General features: G+C 39.1%; 24 protein-coding genes, 2 tRNA genes and 1 pseudogene. 16 read left to right on the top strand and 11 right to left on the bottom strand.

Annotated features, from left to right (window positions below; genetic code table 11):
- Positions 1-2: 2 nt before the first annotated feature.
- Both F1737_RS06985 and F1737_RS06980 read right to left on the bottom strand, forming a co-directional pair.
- Positions 3-503 carry a pentapeptide repeat-containing protein gene (locus F1737_RS06985; RefSeq protein ID WP_317135878.1) on the bottom strand — a complete coding sequence of 167 codons (501 nt, stop codon included), beginning with the start codon at positions 501-503 and terminating at the stop codon, positions 3-5.
- A 131-nt stretch (positions 504-634) separates the two neighbouring features.
- On the bottom strand, positions 635-1,180 hold the full coding sequence (locus tag F1737_RS06980; RefSeq protein WP_317135877.1) for a diacylglycerol/polyprenol kinase family protein: 546 nt from the start codon (positions 1,178-1,180) through the stop codon (positions 635-637).
- A gap of 120 nt (positions 1,181-1,300) precedes the next feature.
- Here F1737_RS06980 and F1737_RS06975 point away from each other — a divergent pair.
- A tRNA-Ala gene (locus tag F1737_RS06975) sits at positions 1,301-1,372 on the top strand.
- A gap of 163 nt (positions 1,373-1,535) precedes the next feature.
- The gene (locus F1737_RS06970) at positions 1,536-2,204 is read left to right on the top strand and encodes a hypothetical protein (RefSeq protein WP_317135876.1); all 669 of its coding nucleotides are present in this window, start codon (positions 1,536-1,538) and stop codon (positions 2,202-2,204) included.
- Between the two features lie 47 nt (positions 2,205-2,251).
- On the opposite strand, the gene F1737_RS06965 is transcribed toward F1737_RS06970, so the two are convergent.
- Positions 2,252-2,824 (bottom strand): pentapeptide repeat-containing protein, encoded by a 573-nt coding sequence (locus F1737_RS06965; RefSeq protein ID WP_317135875.1) that lies wholly within the window; start codon positions 2,822-2,824, stop codon positions 2,252-2,254.
- A 493-nt stretch (positions 2,825-3,317) separates the two neighbouring features.
- Here F1737_RS06965 and F1737_RS06960 point away from each other — a divergent pair, with 493 nt between their 5' ends.
- The 4 genes from F1737_RS06960 (at position 3,318) to F1737_RS06945 (ending at position 7,813) form a co-directional block, all read left to right on the top strand.
- Positions 3,318-4,802 (top strand): glutamine synthetase family protein, encoded by a 1,485-nt coding sequence (locus tag F1737_RS06960; RefSeq protein WP_317135874.1) that lies wholly within the window; start codon positions 3,318-3,320, stop codon positions 4,800-4,802.
- Between the two features lie 696 nt (positions 4,803-5,498).
- Positions 5,499-6,128, top strand: a complete 630-nt coding sequence (locus F1737_RS06955; RefSeq protein ID WP_317135873.1) for a DUF47 domain-containing protein — start codon at positions 5,499-5,501, stop codon at positions 6,126-6,128.
- Positions 6,129-6,133: 5 nt separating this feature from the next.
- Positions 6,134-7,315 carry an inorganic phosphate transporter gene (locus tag F1737_RS06950; protein ID WP_317135872.1) on the top strand — a complete coding sequence of 394 codons (1,182 nt, stop codon included), beginning with the start codon at positions 6,134-6,136 and terminating at the stop codon, positions 7,313-7,315.
- A gap of 345 nt (positions 7,316-7,660) precedes the next feature.
- Positions 7,661-7,813, top strand: coding sequence for a hypothetical protein (locus tag F1737_RS06945; protein WP_317135871.1), 153 nt, complete (start codon positions 7,661-7,663; stop codon positions 7,811-7,813).
- 155 nt (positions 7,814-7,968) lie between these two features.
- Here the strand turns inward: F1737_RS06945 and F1737_RS06940 are convergent, their stop codons facing one another.
- Positions 7,969-10,974 (bottom strand): PGF-pre-PGF domain-containing protein, encoded by a 3,006-nt coding sequence (locus F1737_RS06940; protein WP_317135870.1) that lies wholly within the window; start codon positions 10,972-10,974, stop codon positions 7,969-7,971.
- A 453-nt stretch (positions 10,975-11,427) separates the two neighbouring features.
- Between F1737_RS06940 and F1737_RS06935 the strand changes: the two genes are divergently transcribed.
- Entirely contained in the window at positions 11,428-12,405 is a 978-nt protein-coding gene (locus tag F1737_RS06935; RefSeq protein ID WP_317135869.1) for a DUF3089 domain-containing protein, read from the top strand.
- 169 nt (positions 12,406-12,574) lie between these two features.
- Here F1737_RS06935 and nth read toward each other — a convergent pair whose 3' ends face one another.
- The 3 genes from nth to pyrH all read right to left on the bottom strand — a co-directional run bounded on the left by nth (position 12,575) and on the right by pyrH (position 14,079).
- Entirely contained in the window at positions 12,575-13,222 is a 648-nt protein-coding gene (nth, locus tag F1737_RS06930; RefSeq protein ID WP_317135868.1) for an endonuclease III, read from the bottom strand.
- Positions 13,223-13,232: 10 nt separating this feature from the next.
- Positions 13,233-13,307 (bottom strand) — tRNA-Pro (locus F1737_RS06925).
- Positions 13,308-13,374: 67 nt separating this feature from the next.
- Positions 13,375-14,079, bottom strand: coding sequence for a UMP kinase (pyrH, locus tag F1737_RS06920; RefSeq protein WP_317135867.1), 705 nt, complete (start codon positions 14,077-14,079; stop codon positions 13,375-13,377).
- Between the two features lie 200 nt (positions 14,080-14,279).
- Here pyrH and amrS point away from each other — a divergent pair, with 200 nt between their 5' ends.
- Entirely contained in the window at positions 14,280-15,287 is a 1,008-nt protein-coding gene (gene amrS / locus F1737_RS06915) for an AmmeMemoRadiSam system radical SAM enzyme (protein WP_317135866.1), read from the top strand.
- Positions 15,284-15,778 carry a Mut7-C RNAse domain-containing protein gene (locus F1737_RS06910; RefSeq protein ID WP_317135865.1) on the top strand — a complete coding sequence of 165 codons (495 nt, stop codon included), beginning with the start codon at positions 15,284-15,286 and terminating at the stop codon, positions 15,776-15,778. Before amrS ends, F1737_RS06910 begins: the two co-directional genes overlap by 4 nt.
- Positions 15,779-15,782: 4 nt before the next feature.
- Here F1737_RS06910 and F1737_RS06905 read toward each other — a convergent pair whose 3' ends face one another.
- Together F1737_RS06905 and F1737_RS06900 are read right to left on the bottom strand one after the other, a co-directional pair.
- Complete coding sequence (locus F1737_RS06905) at positions 15,783-16,448, bottom strand: flavodoxin family protein (protein WP_317135864.1); 666 nt, start codon at positions 16,446-16,448, stop codon at positions 15,783-15,785.
- Complete coding sequence (locus tag F1737_RS06900) at positions 16,445-16,858, bottom strand: hypothetical protein (protein ID WP_317135863.1); 414 nt, start codon at positions 16,856-16,858, stop codon at positions 16,445-16,447. Before F1737_RS06900 ends, F1737_RS06905 begins: the two co-directional genes overlap by 4 nt.
- A 136-nt stretch (positions 16,859-16,994) precedes the next feature.
- Here F1737_RS06900 and F1737_RS06895 point away from each other — a divergent pair, with 136 nt between their 5' ends.
- Entirely contained in the window at positions 16,995-18,341 is a 1,347-nt protein-coding gene (locus F1737_RS06895; RefSeq protein WP_317135862.1) for a mannose-1-phosphate guanylyltransferase/mannose-6-phosphate isomerase, read from the top strand.
- Positions 18,342-18,459: 118 nt separating this feature from the next.
- Here F1737_RS06895 and F1737_RS06890 read toward each other — a convergent pair whose 3' ends face one another.
- Positions 18,460-18,897 carry a phosphate-starvation-inducible PsiE family protein gene (locus F1737_RS06890; protein ID WP_317135861.1) on the bottom strand — a complete coding sequence of 146 codons (438 nt, stop codon included), beginning with the start codon at positions 18,895-18,897 and terminating at the stop codon, positions 18,460-18,462.
- A 145-nt stretch (positions 18,898-19,042) separates the two neighbouring features.
- Here F1737_RS06890 and F1737_RS06885 point away from each other — a divergent pair, with 145 nt between their 5' ends.
- Positions 19,043-19,540, top strand: a complete 498-nt coding sequence (locus tag F1737_RS06885; protein ID WP_317135860.1) for a hypothetical protein — start codon at positions 19,043-19,045, stop codon at positions 19,538-19,540.
- A gap of 48 nt (positions 19,541-19,588) precedes the next feature.
- On the opposite strand, the gene tsaA is transcribed toward F1737_RS06885, so the two are convergent.
- Positions 19,589-20,155, bottom strand: coding sequence for a tRNA (N6-threonylcarbamoyladenosine(37)-N6)-methyltransferase TrmO (gene tsaA, locus F1737_RS06880; RefSeq protein ID WP_317135859.1), 567 nt, complete (start codon positions 20,153-20,155; stop codon positions 19,589-19,591).
- Between the two features lie 276 nt (positions 20,156-20,431).
- Between tsaA and F1737_RS11600 the strand changes: the two are divergent.
- The 5 genes and pseudogenes from F1737_RS11600 to F1737_RS06855 form a co-directional block, all read left to right on the top strand.
- Positions 20,432-20,488 (top strand): annotated as a pseudogene (locus F1737_RS11600) (hypothetical protein); the annotation flags it as partial.
- Between the two features lie 12 nt (positions 20,489-20,500).
- Complete coding sequence (locus F1737_RS06870) at positions 20,501-20,791, top strand: hypothetical protein (protein WP_317135858.1); 291 nt, start codon at positions 20,501-20,503, stop codon at positions 20,789-20,791.
- A gap of 173 nt (positions 20,792-20,964) precedes the next feature.
- Positions 20,965-21,552, top strand: a complete 588-nt coding sequence (locus F1737_RS06865) for a hypothetical protein (RefSeq protein WP_317135857.1) — start codon at positions 20,965-20,967, stop codon at positions 21,550-21,552.
- Positions 21,553-21,865: 313 nt separating this feature from the next.
- The gene (locus tag F1737_RS06860; RefSeq protein WP_317135856.1) at positions 21,866-23,206 is read left to right on the top strand and encodes a hemolysin family protein; all 1,341 of its coding nucleotides are present in this window, start codon (positions 21,866-21,868) and stop codon (positions 23,204-23,206) included.
- Positions 23,207-23,616: 410 nt separating this feature from the next.
- The gene (locus F1737_RS06855; protein ID WP_317135855.1) at positions 23,617-26,331 is read left to right on the top strand and encodes a cation-translocating P-type ATPase; all 2,715 of its coding nucleotides are present in this window, start codon (positions 23,617-23,619) and stop codon (positions 26,329-26,331) included.
- The last annotated feature ends 367 nt before the right edge of the window (positions 26,332-26,698 follow it).

Raw genomic sequence — 26,698 nt, 5'->3', positions numbered from 1 at the left:
ATTTATCTGAGATATTCCCCTTTTATCCATCTTAGGTCTGCGCCTTCAATTATTGCGCCTCGTAAATCCGCCCCTGTCAGATCTGCACCCCGGAGATCTGCATAACTTAAGTCTGCATCTTCAAGATCTGCGTTTACAAGTATCGCGTAGTCCAGTTTTGCACCTATTAAATCCGCATTTTTCAGGTTTGCCCCTGTGAGGTCAGCGAGGGTGAGTTTTGCACCGTGTAAATCTGCTTCCCTTAAGTTTGCATTTATGAAAATTGTCTTGTATGCGTTAATCTTTGCAAGGTCAGCGCCCTGGAGGTAAGCATTTGTGTAATCAAGATATGATATTGATTCGGGAAGGGTTTTTACTGTTTTTTCTGAAGGCTCAACCTGGTTATTCTGCCCGTTTTCAGCATCTCCTCCCTGATTTGTGTATAATAGTATATTGACTGAGACGGATGCAGTAAGGAGAACGAGTGCGATTATTAAAAATTTTAGTAATGATTTTTCTTCCATATTTGTAATCCTTCGTTCTGGTTGTATTAATTAAAAGAATTCTTTGATGATTTATATAACTTATCCGTGAACATTTGTCCAAAAATCCAAAATAAGTATCTGGAAATTTGGAATTTGATTATAATGATCTTTTATATTATTGAGAGAATGATGCATACCACTACGGGAATTACAAGATTGTCATCAACCGGTGATATGAGTTCGGCAATTCCGGCACCCGTGCTTGCAATTAATGCCGTCACTGGTCCGGTGAAATAAACAAGAGCTATGAAAGATGCAATAATTCCCGCGATTGTTCCTTCAAGGGATTTTTCTTTGTAGATTTTTGTCCTTCCAAATTTTATTCCAATTATTGTTGAAAAGCTGTCAAGTAATGCGAGGACCAGAATTCCCAAAAAAACATCTGATTTTTCAAAGAAGAGAAGACAAAACAGAGTGCTTATGAAAAAAACTATTGTGCCTTTTCCGGGGACGTTTACTTCTCTTTCGAGTCTTTTTATGATGTATGAGAAGAGAGGTATCTTAATTCCTTTTGAAATCGCATCCGATATTATGACTGAAACAAATACGACAAGTCCCATTATGGCTGTTGAGAGGGTTTTATCTGCGAAGTAGATGAAAAGGGCGATTAAAAGTCCGAAGAACATATGTGATAACTGTCTGTACACTTCTTTCATTGAAGTCTGAGTTATGTTTTGTTTTTAAAATAAAGCTATTCAAAGTTGTCGGGAACCGGGCGATTAAAACAAACTATATTTAACCAGTGGGATACTAATTAATTAGTGCAATAATCTGACGGGCTGGTAGATCAGGGGAAGATCGCTACCTTGGCATGGTAGAGGCCGCGGGTTCAATTCCCGCCCAGTCCATTTCTTCTTTTAGGCATTTTTCAATAAAGCTGTATATTAAATTAATTTTCAAGTCACGGACAGTAATTATTAATGTTCAGTAATTATTTTCAGTAACTCTGATTATTCAGTACATAAAAATATGCCGTAAAATATATTTTATCTTGTGCTGATATGGGCAGTTATGTCTGTAAGATCAGGATTTCTAATTGCATTGTTTATCATCTCTTTAGTTGTCATTTCCGGATGTTTAAGTCAGGCTGATAAAGGAAGTGAGAATTATGGGAATGTGCCTGATGTTAATGAATATTATGATGCAGATTTTATATATGTTGATTCAGAAGTTCAGACTGTTACCCCTGCCACCCCGGATGAAATCAAAACGCCTTCACCTGCACCAACAAACCCGTATCGTACAGAAGTAAAGGAGATCATCTACCAGGATGGCAAACTGCCCGCATTAATAAAGAGTTCAGGTGAGAATATTTGTCAGCTAAGGGAGAAATTAAATTTTGAATTCAGATACAAAGCAGGAGTTGAAAGACTCATGAGTGATGCTGAGGAAATACGGGATGTTGGTATTGAAGAGAGAAAAAAACTTATGAGACTCAATGTTTCTGAGGAATATCTGGTTTCCCAGCTCAAATGCAGATGCTTCCTTGACAAATATATCCAGACTTCAATTTCAATAATCAGTTATTGTGACAGGATGATTGAAACCGAGACATATGGTTCAAAAACACTGTATGAAAAATCAGTAAGGGATTTTGTTGAGAAAAGAAATAATGAATTTGATGAAGCGGAAAAATACCTTGAGGAATCTAAAGCAATCATAAACAAAATATCCGGATAAATCCGGAAATATATATTTTGGAATTATCCTTACAATTTGCAAAATAATTATTCTATTATGATATCATATTTGTCCAGCAAACCTGTTATGCCGGGATATGAGAATTTTGCTTTATTAATCAGATTATTTTCAGGATCAAGAGAGTAATTATATGATGTTCTGAAATCAGCTTTTGATAAATTGTTTTTGTCAAAAATGGTATTTAATAAATCACAGTTTTTAAATGATGCATTCCTGAGATCAGAATCTGTAAAATTTACATTCCTTATAATACAGTCATCAAATTTTGTCTTCGTTAATTTGTTTTTGTAAAATACGGAGTATTCTAGGTTGCATTTTTCAAAATTCGCCGCAAAAAGAAAATCATTGCAACAGCCAAAGTCAATACCTACCATTTTGCAGTTTATGAAATTCACATTTTTAAGCCCTGTATTGTTGAATTTCACAGTGCTCATATTACAGTTATTAAAATGACAATCCTGAAAATCATTGTTTGACAGATTGGTGTTGGAAAAATTGCAGTCTGTAAATTTACATGACTCAAACTCTGTGTCAAACCATTCTTTCTCTGAATAATCAGCTTTTTTAAAACTTTTTTGCTGATGTAATATTTCTGCCATTTATTTCAGGATTATTGAAAAGAATTTAATTAATATTAAGTATTCTGATCATTTGTTATCTGTTATCCGGATAATGAATGGACTTATAAATTATTTTTATTCATTTGTCAGATATCTTAGAACCAGTTTCATGAATTGTGTTGCTGTCAAAAATATTTCTATTTTATTCTGGTAAAAGTAATTTAATCCCTCTGCTAAATATTTTATAAATATTTCTGAGAAAAATAAGCATATTTCCCATTAATGCTACATAAAACTAAAAATTCTGATTATTTTTATATGTCTAAAAAAAGTGGGCATATGGCTTTATTACCCGTATGTTTTTTTAAAGTAAGAATAATTCTTCCGCCCTCTGCATAGATGGAAGGTTCTTTCCTATAGATCTATATATATATATATTCCTTCCAAAACATATTTTACTAATCTCACATGATTATACTTTATATATAGCTGAATTAAATTTTAGAATAATATGAGCTTAAATGATATTGCAATGAATCCGAACGATCTCGTTCAGTTTCTGAATAAATCTCCTTCAGAATTCACAAAAGACGATATTATTGCTTTCTGTGAAGCAAAAGGTATTGAGATGGTCAACTTCCGCTACGAAGGTGGTGACGGAAAGCTCAAGATGCTTAACTTTATCATTTCATCAAAGGAGTACCTTGACACAATTCTCACAGACGGAGAGAGAGTTGACGGAAGCAGTCTCTTCTCATTCGTTGGAGCAGAAAGCAGTGATCTTTATGTAATTCCCCGTTACAGAACCGCTTTTGTTAACCCTTTTACAGAAATCCCCACACTTGAGATTCTTTGTTCTTACTATGATAATGAAGGCAAGCCACTGGAAACCTCCGCAGAGCACATTCTTAGAAAGGCAAATGCTGAATTCACAAAGCAGACCGGTGCAACCTTCAAGTGCCTTGCAGAACTCGAATACTATGTAATCGGTGATGTTGATGAAACATTCCCGGCTGTTGACCAGAAGGGTTACCACTCTGCTGAGCCGTTTGTGAAATACGAAGAAATCCGTACCGAAGCAATGAAGCTCATTGCAAAGGCAGGCGGAAAGATTAAATACGGTCACTCTGAAGTAGGATGCTTTACCAAGGGTGAGAGATATAACGAACAGCACGAGATTGAATTCCTCCCAATGCCTGCTGAGGAAGCTGTTGAGTCACTTATCATTGCAAAGTGGATGGTCAGAATGCTTGGGTACAGATATGGTGTTGAAATCAGCTTTGCTCCGAAGATCACGGTCGGAAAGGCAGGATCAGGTCTTCACTTCCACATGCTTGCAGAAAAGGACGGTAAAAACCTCCTCGTTGAAAACGGTGCACTTAGTGATATGGCAAAGAAGATGATTGCAGGCGTTCTTGACATCGGTGACGCAATCACAGCATTTGGAAACACAGTTCCTACATCATACCTCCGTTTGGTTCCACACCAGGAAGCACCAACAAACGTCTGCTGGGGAGACCGCAACCGTTCAGTTGTTATTCGTGTCCCGCTTGGATGGAACGGCTTAACCAGTATGACACTGGATGCAAACCCCGGTGATGATACAATTTCATTAGTCAGACCATCAAAGCAGACCTTTGAATACCGTGTAGGGGACGGTTCAGCTGATCCTTATCTCCTTGTAGCAAGTTTAATCATCGGAGCTCTCCACGGAATCAACATGAAAGACGGTCTCAAGATGGCAGAGGATCTCTACGTCAGCGTAAACATCTTCGCACCGGAGAACGCGGATCGCCTTGCACAGCTCAAACAGCTCCCTGTTTCATGCTGGGAATCAGCTGATGTTCTTGCTGAAAAGCGTGCAGTTTTCGAGGAAAATGGTATTTTCCCTGCAGCAATGATTGACGCAAGGATCAAGATGCTTAAGGCATATGAAGATGAAGGTCTCTCCGAGAAACTCTACGGAAACGACAAAGCTATTGCAGAACTTGTTGCTGAATACATCCACGTTGCATAAGTAGCTTGGATTTTTTAAATTTTTTAAATTTTTTTAGTCAATTTTTCCATTTGGTGTATAATGGTGTTTTGTGTCCTTAAATCTCAAAAATTTCTGTACTGAATTTGGCAGTTTTGCTCAGATTTATGGGTATAATGTGAGTTCTATTGTCTGAAATGCAAGTGTAAAATGATGAAATATTTGAATCCTTTAGCTAAGTATTGTTAAAAATCGAACAATGTACTTTGTGGTTCAGATCGAAAATTTGTAGTAATGATCCCCATATTGTTCGCATTTTTAATTACTTTTTGATCTGCAGAAGGTATTGCCAAACAAAGGTGTCGTTTTGCTCTACTAAAGGCAACATAATATGTTCTGGTGAAATCATCCTCAGAATTTATTTTTGGAGTTAAGACTGATTTTTTTCATGTCTCGCGATAGGTTTATAATCATATTTTTTTCCTCTAAACCCAATTCAAAGGGATAGCATTTCTTCAAGGCGCATTTATTTTTAGAAATCTGGATATTAATAAAGGTAAAAATTTAATCTCCGGAAAATATCTGAATAAATAATCTTATTAATTTTCATTTTCAGGGAGAATTATGTTAACAAAATTAACATTAATTTAATGAATTATTTTTTTGTATATTATTCCTGATTCAAAAAGTCTTTTTCTACTCAGGAGTAAACTAATTTACATTAAAGGTGATCTTGAATTGGGTTTGAAAGACTGGCTTGTCCCACAGGATAAATTATTTTTTGATTTGTTTGAGGAACAGGCTGAAACGGTGAATAAAGCGGCTAACCACTTGTATTATATGGTTCAGAATTTTGATGACGTCAAAAACAAATGCCACAAAATGAAAACCTACGAACACAAGGGAGATGACATCACACACTCGATATACCAGTTATTAAATCGCAGTTTCATAACTCCAATTGAGCCGGAAGAGATTTCGCGTCTTGCATCAGGTCTTGATGATATCATTGACCACATTGACGACACTGCCCGCCAGATGTATTTCTACGATCTGGATGAAACAGATGAATACATGATTGAGCTTACGAGGCTTATTCTGGCACAGTCGGAAGAACTTCAAAAGGCAATTTATGGAATACGGGATCTAAAGCACCCGAAGGTTATTGAGGAGCATTGCATAGAGATAAACAGGCTTGAAAATCTTGCTGACGACGTATTGGGGCATGCAATACAGGAGCTTTTCACGACTGATGATGCATTGAGAATTATAAAGCGTAAGGATATTTATGAAACACTGGAGATTGCAACTGACAAATGTGAGGAAGTTGCAAACGTCCTTGGAGATATTGCAATAAGGCATTCCTGATAATCATGGATATAATCGTAATAGTGGTCGGAATTATTCTTGCCCTCATGTTTAATTTCGTAAACGGACTCAACGATGCGGCTAACTCAATTGCAACCATCGTTGCGACAAAAGCATTGTCGCCGTTAAAGGCAGTTGGCCTTGCCGCATTCTTTAATATGATTGGGCCGCTTTTGTTTTCGACTGCAATTGCAAAAACAATTGGAAAAGGAATTGTTGAATCCTCTTTTCTAACAACTCACCTTATTCTTGCTGCAATGGTCGGTGCTGTTCTGTGGGTATTTGCTGCATCATATTTCGGAATACCTGTTTCAAGCAGTCATGCACTGGTAGGAGGCCTTTTGGGAGCCGGAGTTGCCATGGGCGGCATCGGTGCGATAATGTGGCCTGGCCTTACTACTATTGCATTGCTAATTGCATACACTATTGTGGGCGGATTACTTTTTGCAGTATTTTGTTCACTATTCTGTTATCTTATGAAAGAGGACTGGAGAAAAAATTTCCTTTTAACTTTTTTCGCCGGAATATCGCTTACCATACCGCTTTTAATAATCTCCGGTGTTCTTGAGATAAAAGGTATTCTTGCGGTTGTAATTTTCATTGTCGTATCCCCTGTTCTTGGAATGATATCTGCATATATTCTGGGACTCATTATAATGCGCATATTCAGAAGATCAAACCCGACAAAGTTAAACAGAAGATTCCGTCCTTTTCAGATACTGGCAGGTTCTTTTCAGGCAATTGGTCATGGTGCAAATGATGCTCAGAATGCAATGGGTATGATTACGGCAATGCTTGTTGCCGGAGGTCTTATTTCTGATTTTGATGTTCCTTTGTGGGTAATTATTTCTTCATGTCTTGCAATATCGCTTGGAACCCTTCTTGGAGGGTGGAGGGTGATTGATAAGATGGCAAACAAGATTACAAAGATCAGACCTTACCAGGGAATAGCGGCAGGTATTGCAGGCAGCGGAGTTCTGACTCTTATGACTTCGTTTGGTGTTCCTGTATCAACAACTCATGCAATAAGCGGCTCAATAATGGGTGCAGGGACAACAAGGGGGTATACTTCCGCTGTAAAATGGAGTAATGTCCGTGAGATTGTTGCCGCATGGTTTTTGACAATCCCCTGTGCTGCAATTGTATCCGGTCTTGTATATCTGGTTTATTCTGTAATTTTTCTCTAAATTTTTTTTACAAATAACTGAATATTTTTTAATTTAAATGGCATAATTTTTTGAAAAATTGATGTTTTTTACTATGTAGAAAACCTGAATTTTAGGCAGTATATTGGTATAAATAATTCTTGTTTTGATTTCCTTAAACTGGTATAATATATTCTTTACTGCAGAGCTTCATGATATTTCTTTTAATTATCGAAAATACATATTCCAAACGATTTCGTTGTTTGTATTTTCCCTTGTCAGGACTTTCAATCATCTCAAAGCATAATCTGCAGATTCGCCTCTCTGTCATCACAGATATATTCATAGATCATATGCAAATAAGCGGATAAAACATTCTGGCATCTTATGGACGGTTGGGGAGTGTATGATACAGTTATCATGTTTGAGACCCCTGATGTGAAAGTCGCAATTAATCTGGTGTTAAATGTTGACAGGATGGATATCGGGATTGTGGCTGCAGTTCCGTTGGATACCAAAAACCCATACGAGCCGGTTTGATATATGAATTACTGAGTGGAAAAATAATTAAGTGCTTAAAAAAAAGTTTAGGCATTGTTTTACAAAAAAGTCTTATTTTTTTACAAATCTCAAATAATGCTTATACCGGCAGATATTTTATTGTAATACAATTTAAGAAGTAAATGTCAAAAAAATTAGAATTTTTTATTCCACCAGTCAGGATACTTTTTTTTCTGTTTTCTCTGCCATATTACAGCTGCTGCAAGCATAATTAAGACTACTGCAATAACTAACAGATACGCCGCTATACTTCCTGTATTTGAATCAGCATGTTCAGATTCAGGTGATTTGGGTGCCGTTGTCTGAACAGGTACTGTTGTTTCAACGGCAGGTATGACTGTTTCCTTCGGTGTTATTTTGTGTATCTCATCGGCAAGGATTGTTTCTCCTTCACCTATTCCTATTGCAAACCAGGAAAACGAAGGTGTTTCGGCGGTGTAGTGATAGTAACCGGCATCATCGCGGATAAACACCGTTGGAAGGCTCACCCATTCACCGTCTTTGTAGTGGAGCATGACGATATCGCCCTTAGTATAGCCCTTTGTGAAAAGCCAGCTTTGTGCAACTTTGAATTCAAAAATTCCGCGTGTCACTGCAGATTTATCAGCGTGGTATGTCTTCACTTCTTCATACTCATATACATTAGTATCAGGTGTTTCAACTGATGAGGGTGTATAGCCCTGCTTTTTAACAGTCACCATCATATTCGGTGTGTCCTCACTGACTTTCACTAAGAGACCATATACAGCACCCTTGTCTTTAAAACCAAATGAGGCGGTATCGCCTGCATTCAGGTTCTTTGCTGAACAAACACCAGTATCAGTGTTTAAGCCGCCGCCTGAACTTGTGCGTCCTCCTGATGGGGCTTCTGTCGGTGCGGCAGTCACTGTGAATGCATCTGCGGCTGTAACAGACTTCGAGTCGGGATTTGTGATATTTATATCCCATGCACCTGCTGCGGCGCCCGTAAGATCAAACGAACAGGTGATTGTTGTATTTCCTGCAGAAACTACAACCTCTTTTGCGTTAATATTTGCCTGTCCGGCTTTTTCCAGCTTTATAACGGGCTTTCCCAAATAATTTGATCCTGTTATCGTAACACCGGCAGATGCATTATCTGTCAGTGCAGATGAAGGCACGATAGATGTGAATGTAGGTGCAGGAACGTTTATGACAACATAGGCCTTTCCACCCCACATACCCAATACTCCTGAATTTGCTTCATAAGCACCGACAACTGCAGTATCATCACTGAAAGCAACAGAACAGCCATAGTACTCCCAATTTGAACCATCGGGAGCAATCAGTATCTGATCCTGCCCCCAGCTGCCTGCGCCTCCGCTGTCCCCGGAAAAGACATAGGTCTGACCGCAATTGACGCCTCCACTTGCACCCCAAGCTCCAACTACTGCAATGTTGCCTGAAACAGAAACGGAATTGCCGAAGAAGTCACTATCTGCCTTGTCTGAAGCATTAAGGATCGCAATCTGCCCCCAGTTTTCTGGACCCCCGTTGTCTTTTGAAAAGACATAAGCCTGGCCACAATTATCAGGTAAAGCTCCTGGATCCGCTTCATAGGCACCGATAACTGCAATATTTCTTGAAACAGAAACAGAATTACCAAACCGGTCAACAGGGGCAGTGTCAGAGCCATTCAGTATCCTGACCTGTCCCCAGTTGCCGAGACCACCGCTGTCCCGTAAAAAGATATATGCCTGGCCGCCAACGCCTGCATTATAAGCACCGACTACTGCTGTATCATTATATAGAGAAACAGAACATCCAAAATAATCAGCACCTGCCTTGTCAGAAGCATTAAGGATCGCAATCTGCCCCCAGTTTTCTGGACCCCCGTTGTCTTTTGAAAAGACATAAGCCTGGCCACAGTTATCAGGTAAAGTCCCTGGATCGGCATCTTTGGCACCGATAACTGCAATATCTCCTGAAACAGAAACAGAATAGCCAAATTGGTCACCATCCGTAGTGTCAGAGCCGTTCAGGATTGCAACCTGTCCCCAGTTGTCAGGACCTCCGTTGTTTCGTGAAAAGATATATGCCTGGCCGCCAACGTCTGCACTATAAGCACCGACAACCGCAGTATCGCCTGAAATAGAAACAGACCAGCCAAAATGGTCACTCGCCTCCCTGTCGGATGCTGTGAGATTCTTGATTTCTCCCCAGTTGTCAGTGCCGCCGTGATTTTTATAAAAAACATAAGCCTGGCCGCAATCGGCGGGCATAGTCCCTGGATTGGCATTCGGTGCCCCGAAAACTGCAGTGTCACCTGAAATAGAAACAGACCAGCCAAACTGGTCAGCATTGCCTTTGTTGATGGGTGTGAGAGTCTTCACCTGCGTCAGTATGGGATCAATATTTACTGGATATACAGCATTTCTGTCATCAATCTCCCAGTATATTCTGCCATTTGAGAGGATAATTGCTGAATCAAGAATCTTTCCGGAGGAATCCAATGTAGAAATCCTGCCATACTCAAAGACACGCCCGTAATCATCTGAGAAGTATATGTTGCCACCTGCAGACGACAGCTCAAAATCCCCTGATACCACAAATTCTGCAACCAGATTTCCGTCACCGGGAGGTGATTCAAAAATAGTCATCCCATGCTCTATTCTCCCATCACTGTTTTTGTACCACTCGGTAAAGCCTTTGTAAACAACATTGAGGCAGTTTTCATCTGCCTCAAATTTGCCATCTCCGGGTTCCTTTAGACAAAATACGCGCCCCAAGCCTGATAAAAACATCTGGAACGATCCGCATTTTGTTTTAATGGTAAATATGCCCGGAACACCTGTGGAGACTTTTATATCCTCCTTTGGGTTGTATGCATTCCACATACCTGTTTTTTTATTGTATGAAAAGGAGTGCATGGATATTGAAATGTTTTGGAGGATGTTTTCATCCTTTATTTCATTTCCTAAGGCCACTCCGCCCTGTATTGTATTTTTATTGTTTATATCCAAATCAAGAACTGAGGGAATATCGTTTACTAAAGGGATATTAAACAGTGATGCAGATCCCGGAATTACACAAAAACCAAGAAATATAGTTAAAATCACAAAAGTTGCTAATTTTTCCCTAAAAAAATGACCGACAGGCATTCTTATATGAATTTTCACCATATCACAACCAAAAAAGTTATTCTAAAAAAAATATTTTTTTAAAAATATTTAGTATTGGTTATTTGACTTTGAAATTAACAATCAGCACTGCTTGAAAGATTTTTATAAGGCAGATATATCCATTTTGCAACATTTATTTCAAAATACCTCAATATTTGTCGTAAAATTATATTGGAACTCCTGTAAGATCGTTCTTTCTGTCCCAATTTTACAAGAGTATTTCTAAAATATCATTTTTCCCTAAATGCCAGCGTGCTGTCGATAAAAATTTAAATTCCTAAAATTCTGCTATAATGTTATTTTTACAAAAAAAATGAGAATTGCTTAATTTTAACTTATTATATTGCAAATGATCATATTTAAAAATCAGATTAGTCTATTTTATTTATGATATGGGATCATATTCGCATTTCAGGAACGAATAAAAGATCTTTCTTTCTTATAGCAGTTGGTTTGTCTTTAATTCTTACGTGTGGATGTATAAACAGTGCAGATTCATCATCAAATGAAAATGATGCATATGTGCCTGCTACTGAGGACAGCATAAATTACAAAGACCCATACAACTGGCTTTCATTGCCTGAAACAGAAAAGGCTGTGGATGTATTTTATGTGTACCCGACAGTCAGCAGCAATGAATCAGGGGCAATGGATATTACGGATCCGGTTGACAGATCACTGGCACAGGGAATTTTAAAAGCTCAGGCAAGTGTTTTTGAATCCAATGCCAATGTATTTGCACCTTATTACAGGCAGATGTCAACATCTGTTGATATGTCAGGAGCAAAGCTGGCAACAGATACTGAAGAATTTAAAAAAGGTGCAGTTGACGTTGAGTCTGCTTTTGAATATTATATCGACAATCTCAATGAAGGCCGTCCCTTTATTATTGCAGGTCACAGTCAGGGAACAATGACCCTGATAGAGCTTATCAGGAACCGCTTCGGGGATGATGAAGAACTTAGAAACCGCCTTGTGGCAGCTTATCTCATTGGTTACACAGTAACTGATGAAGATCTGGAAAAAGCAGGTCTTAGTGCAGCAGAGGGTGCCAATGATACCGGAGTTGTGATCACATATAATACACAGTCCGTAACATCAGCCGGGGGTCCGATGCTCATGGAGGGTGCAAACTGTATAAATCCTCTTAACTGGAAAACAGATTCAACATATGCATCACCTTCTCTGAATCTCGGTGCAAGGTTTTACAACGATTCAACAGGTGAACTTCTGCGTGAGGTGAAAAATTACAGTGGTTCACAGATTAATATGGAAACAGGTGCACTGACAACAACGATACCTGAAGGGGAAAATCTTGATATCGGTCCATATTCAGAAGGTGTTTATCACCGCTATGACTATGCATTCTGGTACAGAAACCTTGAGCAGAATATCGGCGAGAGAATTAATGCATATTTAAGCAAAAATTAGATCCTGTATTATTCATCCAAAACACTTTTTTGTAAGAATTATAACTGTTAAATTCATGTTCTGATTCACTGTCATGAATGTGTGAAAATGTGAAAAATTTGCTTTAATTACCATTTTAGATGAAAATGACATTGCTGTTTTAATTAACTTATCCCTGAAAGATTGTTTCTCAGGTACTTTTTTCCATATAATATCTGCATAAATCCTTTATTTCGCATTTATCACATGCCGGTTTTTTTGCATCGCAGACTGCTCTTCCATGTGAAATGAGGAGAAAATTTATTTTTTCCCAGGTTGATTTTGGGAACAGGTTTGTCAGATCAGTTTCTATTTTTTTAGGATCAGTATTTTCTGTCATACCTGTTCTAAAAGCGACCCTTTTTACATGCGTGTCTACTGCGATGCCTTCATTGATTCGGAATGCATGATTCAGGACAATATTGGCCGTTTTTCTTCCGACTCCCGGAAGCTTTGTAAGTTCAGATATTGTTTTTGGTATTTCGCAGTTGAAGTCACTGCAAATCATCTTTGAGGAAGAGATGATATTTTTTGCCTTTGCGTGGTAAAAACCGGTGCTTTTGATAATCTCTTCAACATCTTCCTGATTTGCATGGCCAAGATCTTCGGGCCCCGGATATTTTTCAAAAAGTCTGCCTTTTATTGAGTTCACGGTTTTGTCCGTTGTTTGTGCAGACAGAATTGTCATAATAAGAATCTGGTATGGATTGTCAAAATCAAGAAAATTCAGTTTAGTATCTTTATTTAGATAAATTTTGGCGAGAACAGAATAAATTTTGCATGCAGTTTTTGAATGCATAAAACCAGAATGGGGTAGGGCAGATTCGAACTGCCGTCAAAGCGTCCCAAACGCTCTAGGATGGACCAGGCTACCCTACTACCCCGCTTGCGACATCATATATGTCAGTGCCTGGGTAAAAAAAGGTGCCGATTTAATATTATTATAAAACACTATAATGGAAGTGGCTTTTCTTTGGAATAACTTACTGTGGTTCCTGTGAATTCGCCTGATATAAGTGCATTTTTGAGATTATCAATGTCTGTGCCCTGTAAAACAACCATGGGAATGCCACTTCTCTGTGTCACTTTGGCAGCTACAAGATCAATTACATTGTTGGAGCCCGCATTCATTCTTCCACCTGAAACGATCTCAATAAGATCATCGGGTGTCATCTTATCAAATTTTTCAGCGTCTGGTTTTTTCTTTGGATCTGCTGAATATATTCCGTCAACAGAAGTTGCGTTGATTAAAAGATCAGCCTTTGTCCTTTCTGCAAGCACTGCTGATACTGCATCAGTCGTCTGTCCGGGAGTCACTCCTCCCATTATCACAATTTTACCTGACTCGGCATATGAAAGGGCCTGGGTGTAATTCTCCGGAATGCAGGGGTGTGCATAATTTCCAAGAGCCCATGCAAGAAGAGATGCATTTATCCTTGTGACCATAATCCCGAGTTCATCAGATGTTGCCTCATCTATACAGAGTGATCGCGCAACATTGATGTATCGTCTGGCTTCTCCGCCGCCTCCAATTACAACAAAGATCTGGTATTTTTTTGATAATTCCTTTAAAACATCCACATATTTGGAGATGTTATTTGATTCAAGCGATGGAACGAGAATAGAACCGCCAAGCGATATAACAATTTTTTTCATACCAGACAAAAATATTGTATCCAATAGCATATATTCTTTCTAAAGATCCTGGTAACTGATATTGATTACTGTAAAAAGTGATTTTAAAAACCCGTTTTTCTAAATTTTTTTAAATGCTGTTCTTTAGATCTTTGATATTTTAATATTACTCAAAAAAATCAAATACCATTGAGTGATCAAAGAGAGATCAGGTTTTGGACATGCATGAAGCTCATTTATATGACTGCCGGGAGGATGGTTTTGTAAAATGCAACCTTTGCAGTCACAGGTGCTTAATAGGAGAAAATAAAACCGGTATCTGTGGCGTCAGGGAAAACAATGGCTGCAAACTATTTTCAAAAAATTATGGTATGGTAAGTGCTGAAGCGGTTGATCCTGTTGAAAAAAAGCCCCTATTTCACTATCTTCCCGGAACAGATGTGTATTCACTTGGAGGTGTCGGCTGTAATTTCCGGTGTCTTCACTGTCAGAACTGGCAGATATCCCAGACAACATCCTTTGATTATCTTCAGGAGATTAGTCCTGAAAAGGGGGTTTTAAAGGCAATTGCAAATAACTGCAAGAGCATAGCCTGGACATACAACGAACCTACAATCTGGCATGAGTATGCACTTGACATGGGCCGGATGGCCAAAAAAAATAATCTTGGTACGATTTATGTTACAAACGGATATATGACAGAGGAGGCACTAAGAGAACTTTCTGTAATGCTTGATGCGTTTCGCGTTGATATAAAGGCATTTTCAGAGAAGTTTTACCATAAGGTATGCAGAGCAAAGCTTCAGCCTGTTCTGGATGCAACAATCATTGCAAAAGAACTTGGGATGCATATTGAAACCGTAAATCTTGTAATTCCGGGACTTAACGACTCCGAAGATGAGGTGAAATCATTAATTGCCTGGGTTTTGGAAAATCTCGGTGAAAATACCCCGATGCACTTCACACGTTTTCATCCCGACTATAAGATGACTGATGTGGCCTCCACTCCTGTTTTGACTCTTGAGAGAATATATGAAACAGCACGTGATATGGGTATAAAATATCCTTATCTTGGAAATGTTATGGATCATAAATACTGCAACACATACTGTCATGAATGCGGTTCGCTCCTGATTCAGCGTTCCGGCTATAACCAGCGTAATGTAGATTTGAAAGGCAGTTACTGTCAGAAATGCGGTGAGAAAATCCCGATTGTTATTCATCCATGAAATCCTCATCATGTTGTCTGTTTTTAACAGACAGAATGCTCGGGCCGCTTGCACGTTATCTTCGGTTTTTGGGATACGACACAAAAAGTGCAAACTCTCTTGCATCCGGCAACAGACGTGAGGATTCCATCCTTCTTGAGATGGCAAGGAAGGAAAAAAGATTCCTGCTTACACGTGACAGGGAGCTCGCAGGACGTGGTGCGGATATCGGGGCATTGCACCTTCTATCAGACGATGTTCTTGATCAGATGAAGCAGATATATAAGGCAGGTTTAATTGAAGATTCATTGTGCATCAGAATGAAGCGCTGCCCTTTGTGCAATTCGGTTCTCCGGAGGGCAACCTGTGATGAAATAAAAAGTTCAGACTATGCACCACGGTATAAAATAGGAAAGGATTTTTGCTGGTGCCCCAACTGCCGGAGATTATACTGGATGGGGACACATGCAAAGAATCTTGAAAAAAGACTTATTGACTCCTTAAAAAAATAATGATTTAAATCCATCCCATATCTTTCCAGTAATCGTACTCATGAATCCAGTTATCTTTGTTTGCCAGAATCAGCATTTTCATTCTGCTTTTCATTTCATCGTGAAACTTTTTCTGTTCCGGATATACCCTTTTTTCTTTAATGGCATTTACAAGAGTGATCCCTGTATTGTATGAATAATCGATGCTTTCCTGAAACAGATCCGGATCCACACCAATGTCGATTGAAACAAGTCCCACTGTATCAGCACCGAGAACATTTAGTGTCTGGTTGAGGTATCCGGCTACTAATACCGAATTTGATCCTCCGGCTGTTGAGACTGAAAATCCGTATTTTCCGAGAAGTCTCTGGCAGTGGATACAGTCAGCCATCCTGTCAAGGAAAGTTTTCATCTGGCCTGTGACTGAATTGATATAATTGGGAGATCCAAGTATGATCCCGTCACTTGAACAAAGTTTATCTAAAATCTCTTCAAAGTCATCTTTTATAATGCATTTTCCTGTTTCATAACAGACCGAGCATCCTGTGCAGTAACGGATGTCTTTTTTACAGATGTCAATTAATTCTGTTTCTGCACCTGCATCTTTTGCTCCTTTGAGACCTTCTTTTACAAGTGCAAGGGTGTTACTGTTTTTTCCTCTTGGGCTTGCACATATTCCTGTTATTTTCATGATTTATCCTCCGATATTTCAATTTCTATTGAATAGTCTGAATCGCAGTCGCCGTTTAGTTTTACAGTGAATGCCTTGTGATCACCTGCATTTATGACCTCAAAGTATTGTGTGACTGTATCGCTGATTTCTCCCGTTTTGACGTTTATGAGATTACATCTGACGATAACATTTTTTTCGTCTTTTTGTGCATTGTTTCTGATGTCGACCAAAGACTCATAGTAGCATGTATCATCAGCACGATAATGCTTTTCCGGCGGGGATACTGTATGTTCAAAATTTGTTATCTTTGAAAGTTCTTTTTCAGATTCAGTGGCTGTTGTGCATCCGGCAGTAAACAGTATAAGTATCATGCATATGGCGAGCACTGCAAAGGGTGTTTTGGCATTCATACTAAAGTTCTCCTTCAATACATTATTAATCCTGATGGGAGTATATATTTAAAAAAGATCTCTATATGCATCCCGGGATTAAATAAAAATTTGAATAATCTGTAATTTTTACAGAAAATCTGTTCATTCAGCAGAAACGGAGATAAACGATATAATGAAGGTAATAATTCTTGCAGGCGGTGTAGGTACCAGGTTGTGGCCCCTTTCCCGTGAATCCTATCCAAAACAGTTTTTATATATGAATTCGCACTCACTTTTCCAGAAAACATGGCTGCGTTCACTAAAATTTTCAAATCCTGAGGATATATATGTCGTAACCGGCGAAAATTATCGTTTTATTGTGGAAAATCAGATTGAAGAGCTTGGATATAATATACCAGAAGAGCATGTGCTAAAGGAGACTGTCGGGAAAAATACTCTTCCGGCAATACTCTGGGGAGTAAAAACTATCTGTGCTGAATCAGGTGACTCTGATATTCTGGTCTTTCCAAGCGATCATATACTCGATGACGGTGCAGTTGATGTAATAAACAGTGCAGTTCCTCTTTCAAAAGAAAATATTGTTGTTTTTGGAATAAATCCTTCCGAGGCAAATACCGGGTATGGATATATAAAACCGGGAAAAGAACTGTCTCCGGGATATCTTGTTGATGAATTTAAGGAAAAACCTGATCTGCCTCTTGCCAAAAAATATGTTGAGGACGGATATCTCTGGAACAGCGGGATATTTTTGTTCTCATCAGAAGTATTTTTAAAAGAAACCGGGAAATATCAGCCTGAATTGTATGAAGCATTTTCAAATGGCGATCCTGACTATAATTCTTTAAAATCAGTATCAATAGATTATGGTCTTTTGGAGTTTTCAGAGAGGGTTGCTGTTATGCCCCTTGATGTTTTGTGGAGTGACCTTGGAAGTTTCAGGTCAATTTATAATATAAAGGAGCATGACAAAAACGGAAATTGCGGGCCTGCAGATTTCATAGAATCAAAGAGAAATTTTGTCCATGCAAAAGACAAGAAAGTTGCACTTATAGGTGTTGATAACCTTGCAGTCATTGATTCCGGTGATGCACTTTTGGTCTGCAATCTTGACAATTCCGAGTCAGTAAAGGATCTTGTTAAGATGTATCTTGATAGGGACGATGATGTTGCAAGGTATCATCTGACCGTAAACAGACCCTGGGGATCTTATACTGTTCTGGAAACACAGCCTTTCTTCAAAATAAAGAGGGTTTCAGTGAAAAAAGGGCATGTTTTGTCTTTACAACTGCATCATCACAGGAGTGAGCACTGGGTTGTTGTCAGTGGTTCTGCTGAGGTTACATTAAACGGAGAAACAAAAATTGTTACACGCGGGCAGAGCACTTTTGTTCCTGCCGGAGTTTCACACAGGCTTTTTAACAATGGTAAAATTCCTCTTGAGGTTATTGAGGTTCAGATTGGTGAATATCTCGGTGAGGATGATATTGTAAGATTTGAGGATGTCTATGGGAGAGTCTGATTAAAATAATATCTGCTGATTTTTAATTCTAAAAAAATATTAGAACAACTTCATTTTTTAAATTATTCTTTGATATTAGGATTTGAAAATAGGATTTTGATAATGCTTTTTTAGTGCATTATGATTTTTTGGCATATTTGAGACTATCTGCCTTTTTTATGAAATAATACCCTGCTGTAAGGCCGATAACTACCAGACCTATTCCCATTAATTCAAATTCAGATGCCGTTGCAGGATCAATTACAATTATTTTTCTTGATATTGCTATGATTGCAAGAATCAAAACTATTTCAACCTGAATTTTTTTGGTTTCAATGAAGGATTTTATTGTTTCCATAAGTTCGAGTCCAATTAAAATTAGCAGGAAGAATTCGAAGAATTGCAGTATGCCTTTGGCTTCAAGGATGTATGGTGTGTTGTCATATAATAATTTCTCAATTATCATTAATGCAAGTTCAAATAATGAAAAAATGATGACAAACGTCAGAATTATCATTAATACAAAATAAACTGCTGTTTCAATATTCGTAATTCCTTTTAGAATTTTTCCATTCATTCTGTTCTTTTATTGTTTTTTTACCGTTATAATAATAATGCAGGGGATTTGCAAAAACCTGGGGGCGAAGATTTGATTAAAGTCTGACTTTTTCCTGGATAAAATCTCATAAAGGATAATTATGATCTGATGCAATCCTTAATGAATGGAAAAAGGACTTTCTGTCATATTTTTGGTACTTGTTTTGTTTTCTTCGGGCTGTACCGGTTTTTCGGAGGGCAATTCCGGGAGTTCCGGAGATTTGTCTGAGGGATTTGGTTCTTTTGTTTCGCTGGATATGGATTCTCTTTCAGGAACATACGGAAGTGATTATTCCCATTATATCTACGATGCTGAGCAGAACATTTCGGTTTTATGCACTGTAAGTGAAAAAATGATTTTAGAAGGCAGCGGGGATGGAAAATTTATAGTCAGGGATCTTTGCAGTAGTGAGGTATCTGAATATAATCTGGAATGGGAGTATCCAATATCCATAAATGTGAAAAAGTACGGTGACACTGATAATTCATATGAAGAAATCTATGGGCTGAGTGTCTGTATGGACGGAGAATCCTTTTTTTATCATGTTGATATAAATACAAAAACCCTGACCGGAATTTCGGCTGAAGGTATATTTATGGATAAAAAATTCGGGAGAATCTGATATTTTCTAAAAAATTAAATACATGATTTTCTCAAAAAAGAAATAATTTTAATATTCTTCTATGATTTTTTGCATCCAGTTGGGGATTTTGATATCATCCTGTGGGTAAAATTTGCTTACATATGGTTTAATATCAATCACAGGGCTTTTGTCGATTGCATCCAGGCCTGACACTGTTAATACATTTCCTTCCCTTTTTTGGAGACGGACAACTGTCATCAAAACGGGGTTTGGGCGTGCCGGACTGCATGTTGAATATACTCCTGTAAGGGGATTTTTTTGCATTCCCATTGGATGGACTCTTTTAAGGGAACGGCCTTCTTTTGTTATTCCGTGTCCCCAGTAAATAATTATGAGATGTGAGTAGTCTTCTATTCCTTCAAGGAGTTCACTTAATTCATCTTTTATTACAATTTCTGAAATTCCTTCGTGTACTTCATGAAAGTTTTCAATTGCAGCTTTATTGTCACCGTTTATTCTTAGTCCTTTTTCATCTGCGAAAAGCACCGGTTTTGTGGTGTTGTTTCTTATAATTCCTATGGGGTTGAGTGTGATATTTGTCTCGGTGGCCGAATTTGACTTATCTTCGCTTTGAGATGTTCCATTAAAATTCATACTTTCAAATCAGAGTTTATTACGTAAATTTCCTTGTTTTCCGGCAGATTTTTTAGATATGATTTTTCTTATGTTAATGAGAAGAACTAAGATTTTTTTTATTTTTAGGATACAGAACCTGATATATATCATTGCGATTATAAATAAAATTCAGTGAAAGAAGAAACAGTTGTACTTGATAAAGATATTTTTGAGATTTTATCTTCTGATACCAGAATAAAGATTCTGAAATCTCTGAATTCACGGAGAAAAACAAACTCCTAACTTGCAAAAGAGCTATCTCTCAGGGCTTCAACAACTCATCACCACCTTCAGAAACTAGAAGAATCCGGCCTTGTAAAATCTATGGATACAGAGAATAAATGGATATATTATGAGATATCTGACAAGGGAAATGCAATATTAAATCCTGATAAAAATACGAAAATTTCTGTTATTTTGTCATCTGCACTGACTTATATTACGGCTTTTGCAGCCCTTTACACATATTATACAATTCCAAGATTGCATTCAAAACCGTTATCTTTTCCTATTTTTGAAGATCCCTTCTTTTTGCTTTTTGCAATCGGACTTGGTGCAATAATAATTCAGACAATTATTCTGTTATTTAATCTCCAAAAGAAAAATTCTATTTAAACTTTAATTTTTTGTTAGTTTTTGATCTAATTATTTTGTTAGATTTATCTTTTATAAGCATATAGACAATGTAAGAAGATAAAATGTAAAAAATATAAAAATCTTTGATAATTCTATGATATTTATGAAATTTTATGGGGCTGGATTATGATTAAAAATTAAAACTTGGAACATTGATAATTTTATTTTTATCCGTTGCTTTTATACCTGGAACTGCCTGTGCCGATGTACTTCGTGATGAAGCCTTTAAGGGAGTATCGGCGGATTATACACATTGGCTTATAATCTCCTTTGGTAATGTTCCGGTTTATGATCAGAATGGTGTTGTGACATACAGAGGAATTTTGGGTAATTCTGATAATGAATCCCGGCATAAGTGGTACAGGACGGTTGAGGGTATTGTTGACAATACCAATTCAGATATTTATCCTTATTTTTATCCTGAAGGGCCTGTGATTTCCTACGGCTATAATCTCCTTGGAACAATTGTTGTTGGAATATATGAAAAAGCAGATGTTGATAATGAAACAATAAACGATATTCATGGAATAATAAGTGCGGAAGCAGAAAAATCAGGGGTGGTAAATGTTCCTGTGATTTTTGTGTCAGATATCATTCCGGTACTTTATGCAGATGAAAGTAAATCAAATACAGACCGGATTTTCAATAAAATTTCAGCAGGTGATTTTTGCGAGTTTTTGAAAAGCCGGATATTTATTATCAGAGATTTAAACTGTGCACATCTCCCGAAAAACAGCTGAATCTCTTGATAAAAAACCTGACATAATAACCTTTTGAAGTCAGGGGATTTGGAGGATTCGACCCGGGAATGCTCATACGAGAGGATCTAACCTCAACGATGTTACCGCAAAATTATAGAATCGAAGATTGTTACAAGCCCGTATTTTATCGTTGAGATCTTTGACATCTACGGGGGATACAGGAAGTTATAATCTCAAGGCTGCCTTTTCTACCAGGTTTTTATATGTGAAGTGAATTTGGGAGGTAAATAGAATTAATAAAAATCCTGCATAGCTATTTATCAAATGAAGTCTGCAAGATGATCACCTGAAAATGTCCTACCTGATCGAGATCGGAATCATCGCAATCCTGATCGGACTCAATGCCCTTTTTGCCTTGTCAGAATTTGCGATAGTTTCTTCCAGAAAAACCCGGCTTCTTCAAAGATCGGAGGAAGGGGATTCCGGAGCCTTAATCGCACTTGGGCTTTCCGAAAACCCGACCCCTTTCCTGTCGACTATACAGATAGGTATAACGCTTGTCGGGGTATTTGCAGGTGCATTTGGCGGTCTAACACTGGCAAGAAATCTTTCTTCTTTTTTCACGGGGTACCCCTTTCTTGCGCCATACAGTGAAATTATGAGTGTTACCCTTGTAGTTCTCGTAATAACATATCTTAATCTCGTCTTTGGAGAACTCGTTCCAAAGCGTATCGCACTTGGTAATCCTGAAGATATCGCATCAGGAGTTGCAAAACCTATGATGTTTCTCTCCAAAGCCGCTGCTCCGCTGGTATTCATATTAACCTACTCTACCGAGGCTGTTGTGAAACTGCTCAGGGTGCGGGAGAGCACCGGACCTCCTGTGACCGAAGATGAGGTCAGAATCATGCTTGAAGAGGGTACCAAAGCAGGAGTCTTTGAGAGGGCTGAACTGAAAATGGTTGAAGGGGTGTTCGATCTCGGCGACCGCCGTGTGGAATCCCTGATGACCCGCCGTCATAATATTGTTGCACTCGATCTCGAAGATACAAATGAGGAAAACCTCATTAAAATGAAAATGACTGCACATTGCAACTTCCCTGCTTATGAGGATGATCTCGACAATATTGTCGGGATGGTTTCAGTTAAGAATGTTCTTTCAGGAATGCTGGAGACGGGAAAACCTGATATCCGGTCGGCTGTAACGAAACCGCTCTTCGTTCCGGAAACTCTCCGTGTTCCAAAACTCATTGAGTCCTTTAAGGAGAGCGGGCTTCATATCGCACTGGTGAATGACGAATATGGCAGTATCCAGGGAATCGTAACCCTTCATGACATTCTTGAAGCAATTGTGGGTCATTTTCGTGAATCAGGGGAGGTGGTAAATATGCCTGTTGTCCTGAGAGAGGACGGCTCATGGCTGATCGACGGAATGGCCCATATTGTAACCGTCAAGAAAATGCTGTCGCTTAATGCTGTACTGACGGGAGAAGGTGAGGGCAATTATGATACTATTGCAGGTATGGTCATGTATATCCTCCAGAGGATTCCGGTGGAGGGCGATCACTTTGACGAGGGAGGATTCCGGTTTGAGGTAGTGGATATGGATGGAAACCGTGTTGATAAGGTACTGGCTGCAGAGATTCCTGAGATTAAAGAAGGATCTGAAGAATCTTCCGATATGGGAAATTGATTACAAAGTAACTATTATCAGGGCCTTATGATCTCCTATTTTTGGTAATTGTATTTCCTGGAACTAAGAGTATCTCCATATTTCATCTCAATCATTGAAAATACAGTTTCTGACCATTAATCTGCAGAATATTTCGATGAATTTATTCTGAATTAAGTCCCTTATCCACGGTTAAGCATTCAGATTTTTTTATTTTTTGGACATGATTAATTAGGGATTTTGTATATTTTTGAATCAGATACAGGGACTTTAGAAAATTTACAGCATAAAATCAGCATTTTTTCGCATTTGTAGAATACATCGATATTGAATGAAATTGTTTTAAAAAAATTAAGCTTCAGCAAATGTTTTTATCATTTTATATCCTTTATGGCTATCAACGATCTCAAAATATTTATCTCATCTTATATATGGTCAAATCAGAATTAGGCGATTCAATTGTTTGGCACTCTCTGACTATTGAGGACGTCTACAAAAAGCTTAGCACCGGCCCTGACGGGCTTACTGGCGAAGAGGCATCAAAAAGATTGCAGCAGTATGGCCCAAACAGCCTGCCTGTGCGAAAACCCCCTGGTATTTTTAGAATATTTCTCTCTCAGTTCAAAAGCCCTCTCATCTATATTCTGCTGATCGCTGCCCTGTTCTCTTTTATTCTTATGGACTACAAGGATGGTTTTTTTATCCTTTTTGTCGTGGTGTTAAACGCTTTAATAGGTATGGTACAGGAGTGGAAGGCAGAACAGAGTGCAAGCAGGCTTAAGGGTCTGCTTAGGATTTCTGCACACGTGCACAGAGACAAAAAAACAGTACAAATTGACGCTTCCAAACTCGTTCCAGGTGATCTGGTGATGCTCAGGTCAGGCATTCGTGTCCCGGCTGACCTCCGCCTGGTACATGCCTCTAACATACAAATCGACGAATCACTTCTCACCGGGGAATCTGTTGCCGTGGAGAAAGAGATCACGATATTGGAAGACAACGTCCCAGTCAGCGACAGGAAGAATATGGCATTCGGCGGGACTGTTGTCATGACCGGGAGGGGTGCAGGAATCGTAACCGCCACGGGCATAAAAACCGAAGTGGGAATGATCGCAAAGGTGTTAGCAGCTGCAGGGGTCACAAAACCGCCTCTGTTGATCAGGATGGAGAAATTTTCCCGCGATATCGGATTTATAGTCATAGGTGCATGCTCCCTCATGGCCATCGTATCATTATCGAGGGGCACTCCGGTCACCGATGTTTTTTTTCTTGCCGTGGCACTCGCGGTCTCAGCAATACCGGAAGGGCTTCCGGTTGCCATCACAGTGGCACTATCGATAGCGGCGAGCAGGATGGGAAAACGGAATGTGATCGTCAGGAATCTGACCGCAGTAGAAAGTCTTGGAAGCTGTACGATGATCGCCACCGACAAGACAGGGACCCTGACCGTTAATGAACAGATGGTTAAGAGGGTTATTCTTCCTTCCGGGGACATTTTTGATATAACAGGTGCAGGATATGTGGGGGAGGGAGAGATACTGCTTTTGGATGGAGAGCATCCGGGCCCGTCTCAGGTAGTTTTGCTACAAAACCTTGCATTAAACGCGGCAATTTGCAATGAAGGAAGCCTGTTCCTTGAAGAAGGTTCCTGGGTTCATGACGGGGATGAGATGGATGTTGCACTTCTTTCTTTCGGGTACAAGGCAGGAGTCGAACCGGACAGGATACACAATGATATTCGCATAATGAGGATGATCCCTTATGAACCGAAACAGCGCTATTCTCTTGTATACTACACCGATGAGTCCGGAATAATCAGGGTGAGTGCAAAGGGGGCATATGAAGTCCTTTTACAGTACTGCTATGATATGCAGGCCGGGGGTACAAGAGTCCCGCTTGAGAAAAAAAAGACGGATGAACACCTTCGTTTACTGACCCAAAACGGCTACCGTGTCCTTGCAATTGCTAAAGGCACTCTTGAAGAGATGCCAAAAGGCAGCCTTGAACTCGAAGAGGTCTGTCCCCCGCTCACGTATCTTGGTATAATTGGCTTTATAGATCCGATAAGGCCCAATGTGCGTGAAGCGATCCGAATGTGTAAAAAGGCGGGGGTGGATGTGGCAATGATAACAGGAGACCACCCTGAAACCTCATTTACGATCGGAAGGGAACTTGGTCTTGCTGATGAAAAATCCGCCGTAGTTACTGGCAGTGAACTTGATGCAATAGAATCACTGGAACTGCCTGAGTTTTTTGAAAGGATCAGCATGAGCCGGATTTTTGCCCGTGTCAGCCCTGTTCAGAAGCTTCTGATAGTGGACGGAATGGTCAAAAACGGTCATTTCGTGGCAGTTACCGGCGATGGTGTAAATGATGCACCTGCTCTTAAAAAGGCAAATATTGGAGTTGCGATGGGTTCCGGAACTGATGTGGCCAAGGACAGCGCCTCGATGATCATCACAGATGATGACTTCTCTTCAATCGTTGCAGGGATAGAAGAGGGCAGGTTTGCCTATGACAATATCAGAAAGGTAACATATCTGCTTATCTCCACCGGTTTTGCCGAGATAATCCTTTTTACCCTTGCCCTGTTCGTTGGACTTCCGCTTCCGCTTCTTGCAGTACAGCTCCTTTGGATTAATCTTGTCACGAACGGGATACAGGACGTTGCACTTGCATTCGAGGCAGGGGAACCTGAAGCGATGAAAAGAAAACCGCGAAATCCCAAAGAAGGCGTTTTCAATTCGCTGATGATACAAGAGACTATAATTGCGGGCACCATAATCGGGCTTATTGCATTTGCCGCCTATGTGTTGCTGATATCCGAGGGATGGGATGAATATTCGGCAAGAAACGTGGTAGTGCTTTTGATGGTTCTTCTTGAAAATGCCCATGCACTTAACTGTCGGTCAGAATACAGGTCTTTGTTCAGTATACCGCTGAAGAATAACTATTATCTGATATTCGGAATTGTTGTGGCGCAGGGAATCCACATTCTGGCAATGATGACGCCGTTCATGCAGGATCTGCTTGATATCGAAGCGGTGAGTCTTCATACATGGATTTCGCTGCTTGCAATCGCTTCTCTAATAATAGTGAGCATGGAGGTCTTCAAATACGTGAAATTTCAGAATAAACAGGATTAAGGAATCTGAACATTTGATTCATGATGGGGTAATCCCTGATTTTTGGTAACGTTTGCATATCTTAAGAGCGAAGTATGGCTCACGCATTTTTGAATGAACTCACTATGCCGCTTTATAGGATCTTCAGAATATATGACTCTCAGGTTCTGGTTGAAGTGACATTACGCATTTTTTGTCATTGGGTATATTTTCAGGCGGCATTCTCCACTTTATACATGCGGAAAATGTTCCCTGGTAAACAGTTTTGCAGTTTTTACACTGAACAGCATCAGGCCTTCTGCTTTCAATTTGATTAGGTATGTGATAATGCCGTTTTTTAGGGAAAATTTTGTTGTCAATATCCTTGTTGCACAGGTGAAGGTATGTC

Origin of the sequence: Methanoplanus sp. FWC-SCC4 (assembly GCF_032878975.1) — an archaeon.
In the GTDB taxonomy this organism is placed as follows: domain Archaea; phylum Halobacteriota; class Methanomicrobia; order Methanomicrobiales; family Methanomicrobiaceae; genus Methanochimaera; species Methanochimaera problematica.
This window is presented reverse-complemented; position numbering and strand designations above follow the sequence as displayed.

What these genes read in the sequence shown, in the direction of transcription:
- F1737_RS06985 (WP_317135878.1), bottom strand. Translation starts at nt 503, where the DNA reads ATGGAAGAAAAATCATTACTAAAATTTTTAATAATCGCACTCGTTCTC.
- F1737_RS06980 (WP_317135877.1), bottom strand. Translation starts at nt 1,180, where the DNA reads ATGAAAGAAGTGTACAGACAGTTATCACATATGTTCTTCGGACTTTTA.
- F1737_RS06970 (WP_317135876.1), top strand. Translation starts at nt 1,536, where the DNA reads ATGTCTGTAAGATCAGGATTTCTAATTGCATTGTTTATCATCTCTTTA.
- F1737_RS06965 (WP_317135875.1), bottom strand. Translation starts at nt 2,824, where the DNA reads ATGGCAGAAATATTACATCAGCAAAAAAGTTTTAAAAAAGCTGATTAT.
- F1737_RS06960 (WP_317135874.1), top strand. Translation starts at nt 3,318, where the DNA reads ATGAATCCGAACGATCTCGTTCAGTTTCTGAATAAATCTCCTTCAGAA.
- F1737_RS06950 (WP_317135872.1), top strand. Translation starts at nt 6,134, where the DNA reads ATGGATATAATCGTAATAGTGGTCGGAATTATTCTTGCCCTCATGTTT.
- F1737_RS06945 (WP_317135871.1), top strand. Translation starts at nt 7,661, where the DNA reads ATGGACGGTTGGGGAGTGTATGATACAGTTATCATGTTTGAGACCCCT.
- F1737_RS06940 (WP_317135870.1), bottom strand. Translation starts at nt 10,974, where the DNA reads ATGGTGAAAATTCATATAAGAATGCCTGTCGGTCATTTTTTTAGGGAA.
- nth (WP_317135868.1), bottom strand. Translation starts at nt 13,222, where the DNA reads ATGCATTCAAAAACTGCATGCAAAATTTATTCTGTTCTCGCCAAAATT.
- pyrH (WP_317135867.1), bottom strand. Translation starts at nt 14,079, where the DNA reads ATGAAAAAAATTGTTATATCGCTTGGCGGTTCTATTCTCGTTCCATCG.
- amrS (WP_317135866.1), top strand. Translation starts at nt 14,280, where the DNA reads ATGCATGAAGCTCATTTATATGACTGCCGGGAGGATGGTTTTGTAAAA.
- F1737_RS06910 (WP_317135865.1), top strand. Translation starts at nt 15,284, where the DNA reads ATGAAATCCTCATCATGTTGTCTGTTTTTAACAGACAGAATGCTCGGG.
- F1737_RS06905 (WP_317135864.1), bottom strand. Translation starts at nt 16,448, where the DNA reads ATGAAAATAACAGGAATATGTGCAAGCCCAAGAGGAAAAAACAGTAAC.
- F1737_RS06895 (WP_317135862.1), top strand. Translation starts at nt 16,995, where the DNA reads ATGAAGGTAATAATTCTTGCAGGCGGTGTAGGTACCAGGTTGTGGCCC.
- F1737_RS06890 (WP_317135861.1), bottom strand. Translation starts at nt 18,897, where the DNA reads ATGAATGGAAAAATTCTAAAAGGAATTACGAATATTGAAACAGCAGTT.
- F1737_RS06885 (WP_317135860.1), top strand. Translation starts at nt 19,043, where the DNA reads ATGGAAAAAGGACTTTCTGTCATATTTTTGGTACTTGTTTTGTTTTCT.
- tsaA (WP_317135859.1), bottom strand. Translation starts at nt 20,155, where the DNA reads ATGAATTTTAATGGAACATCTCAAAGCGAAGATAAGTCAAATTCGGCC.
- F1737_RS06870 (WP_317135858.1), top strand. Translation starts at nt 20,501, where the DNA reads ATGGATACAGAGAATAAATGGATATATTATGAGATATCTGACAAGGGA.
- F1737_RS06860 (WP_317135856.1), top strand. Translation starts at nt 21,866, where the DNA reads ATGTCCTACCTGATCGAGATCGGAATCATCGCAATCCTGATCGGACTC.
- F1737_RS06855 (WP_317135855.1), top strand. Translation starts at nt 23,617, where the DNA reads ATGGTCAAATCAGAATTAGGCGATTCAATTGTTTGGCACTCTCTGACT.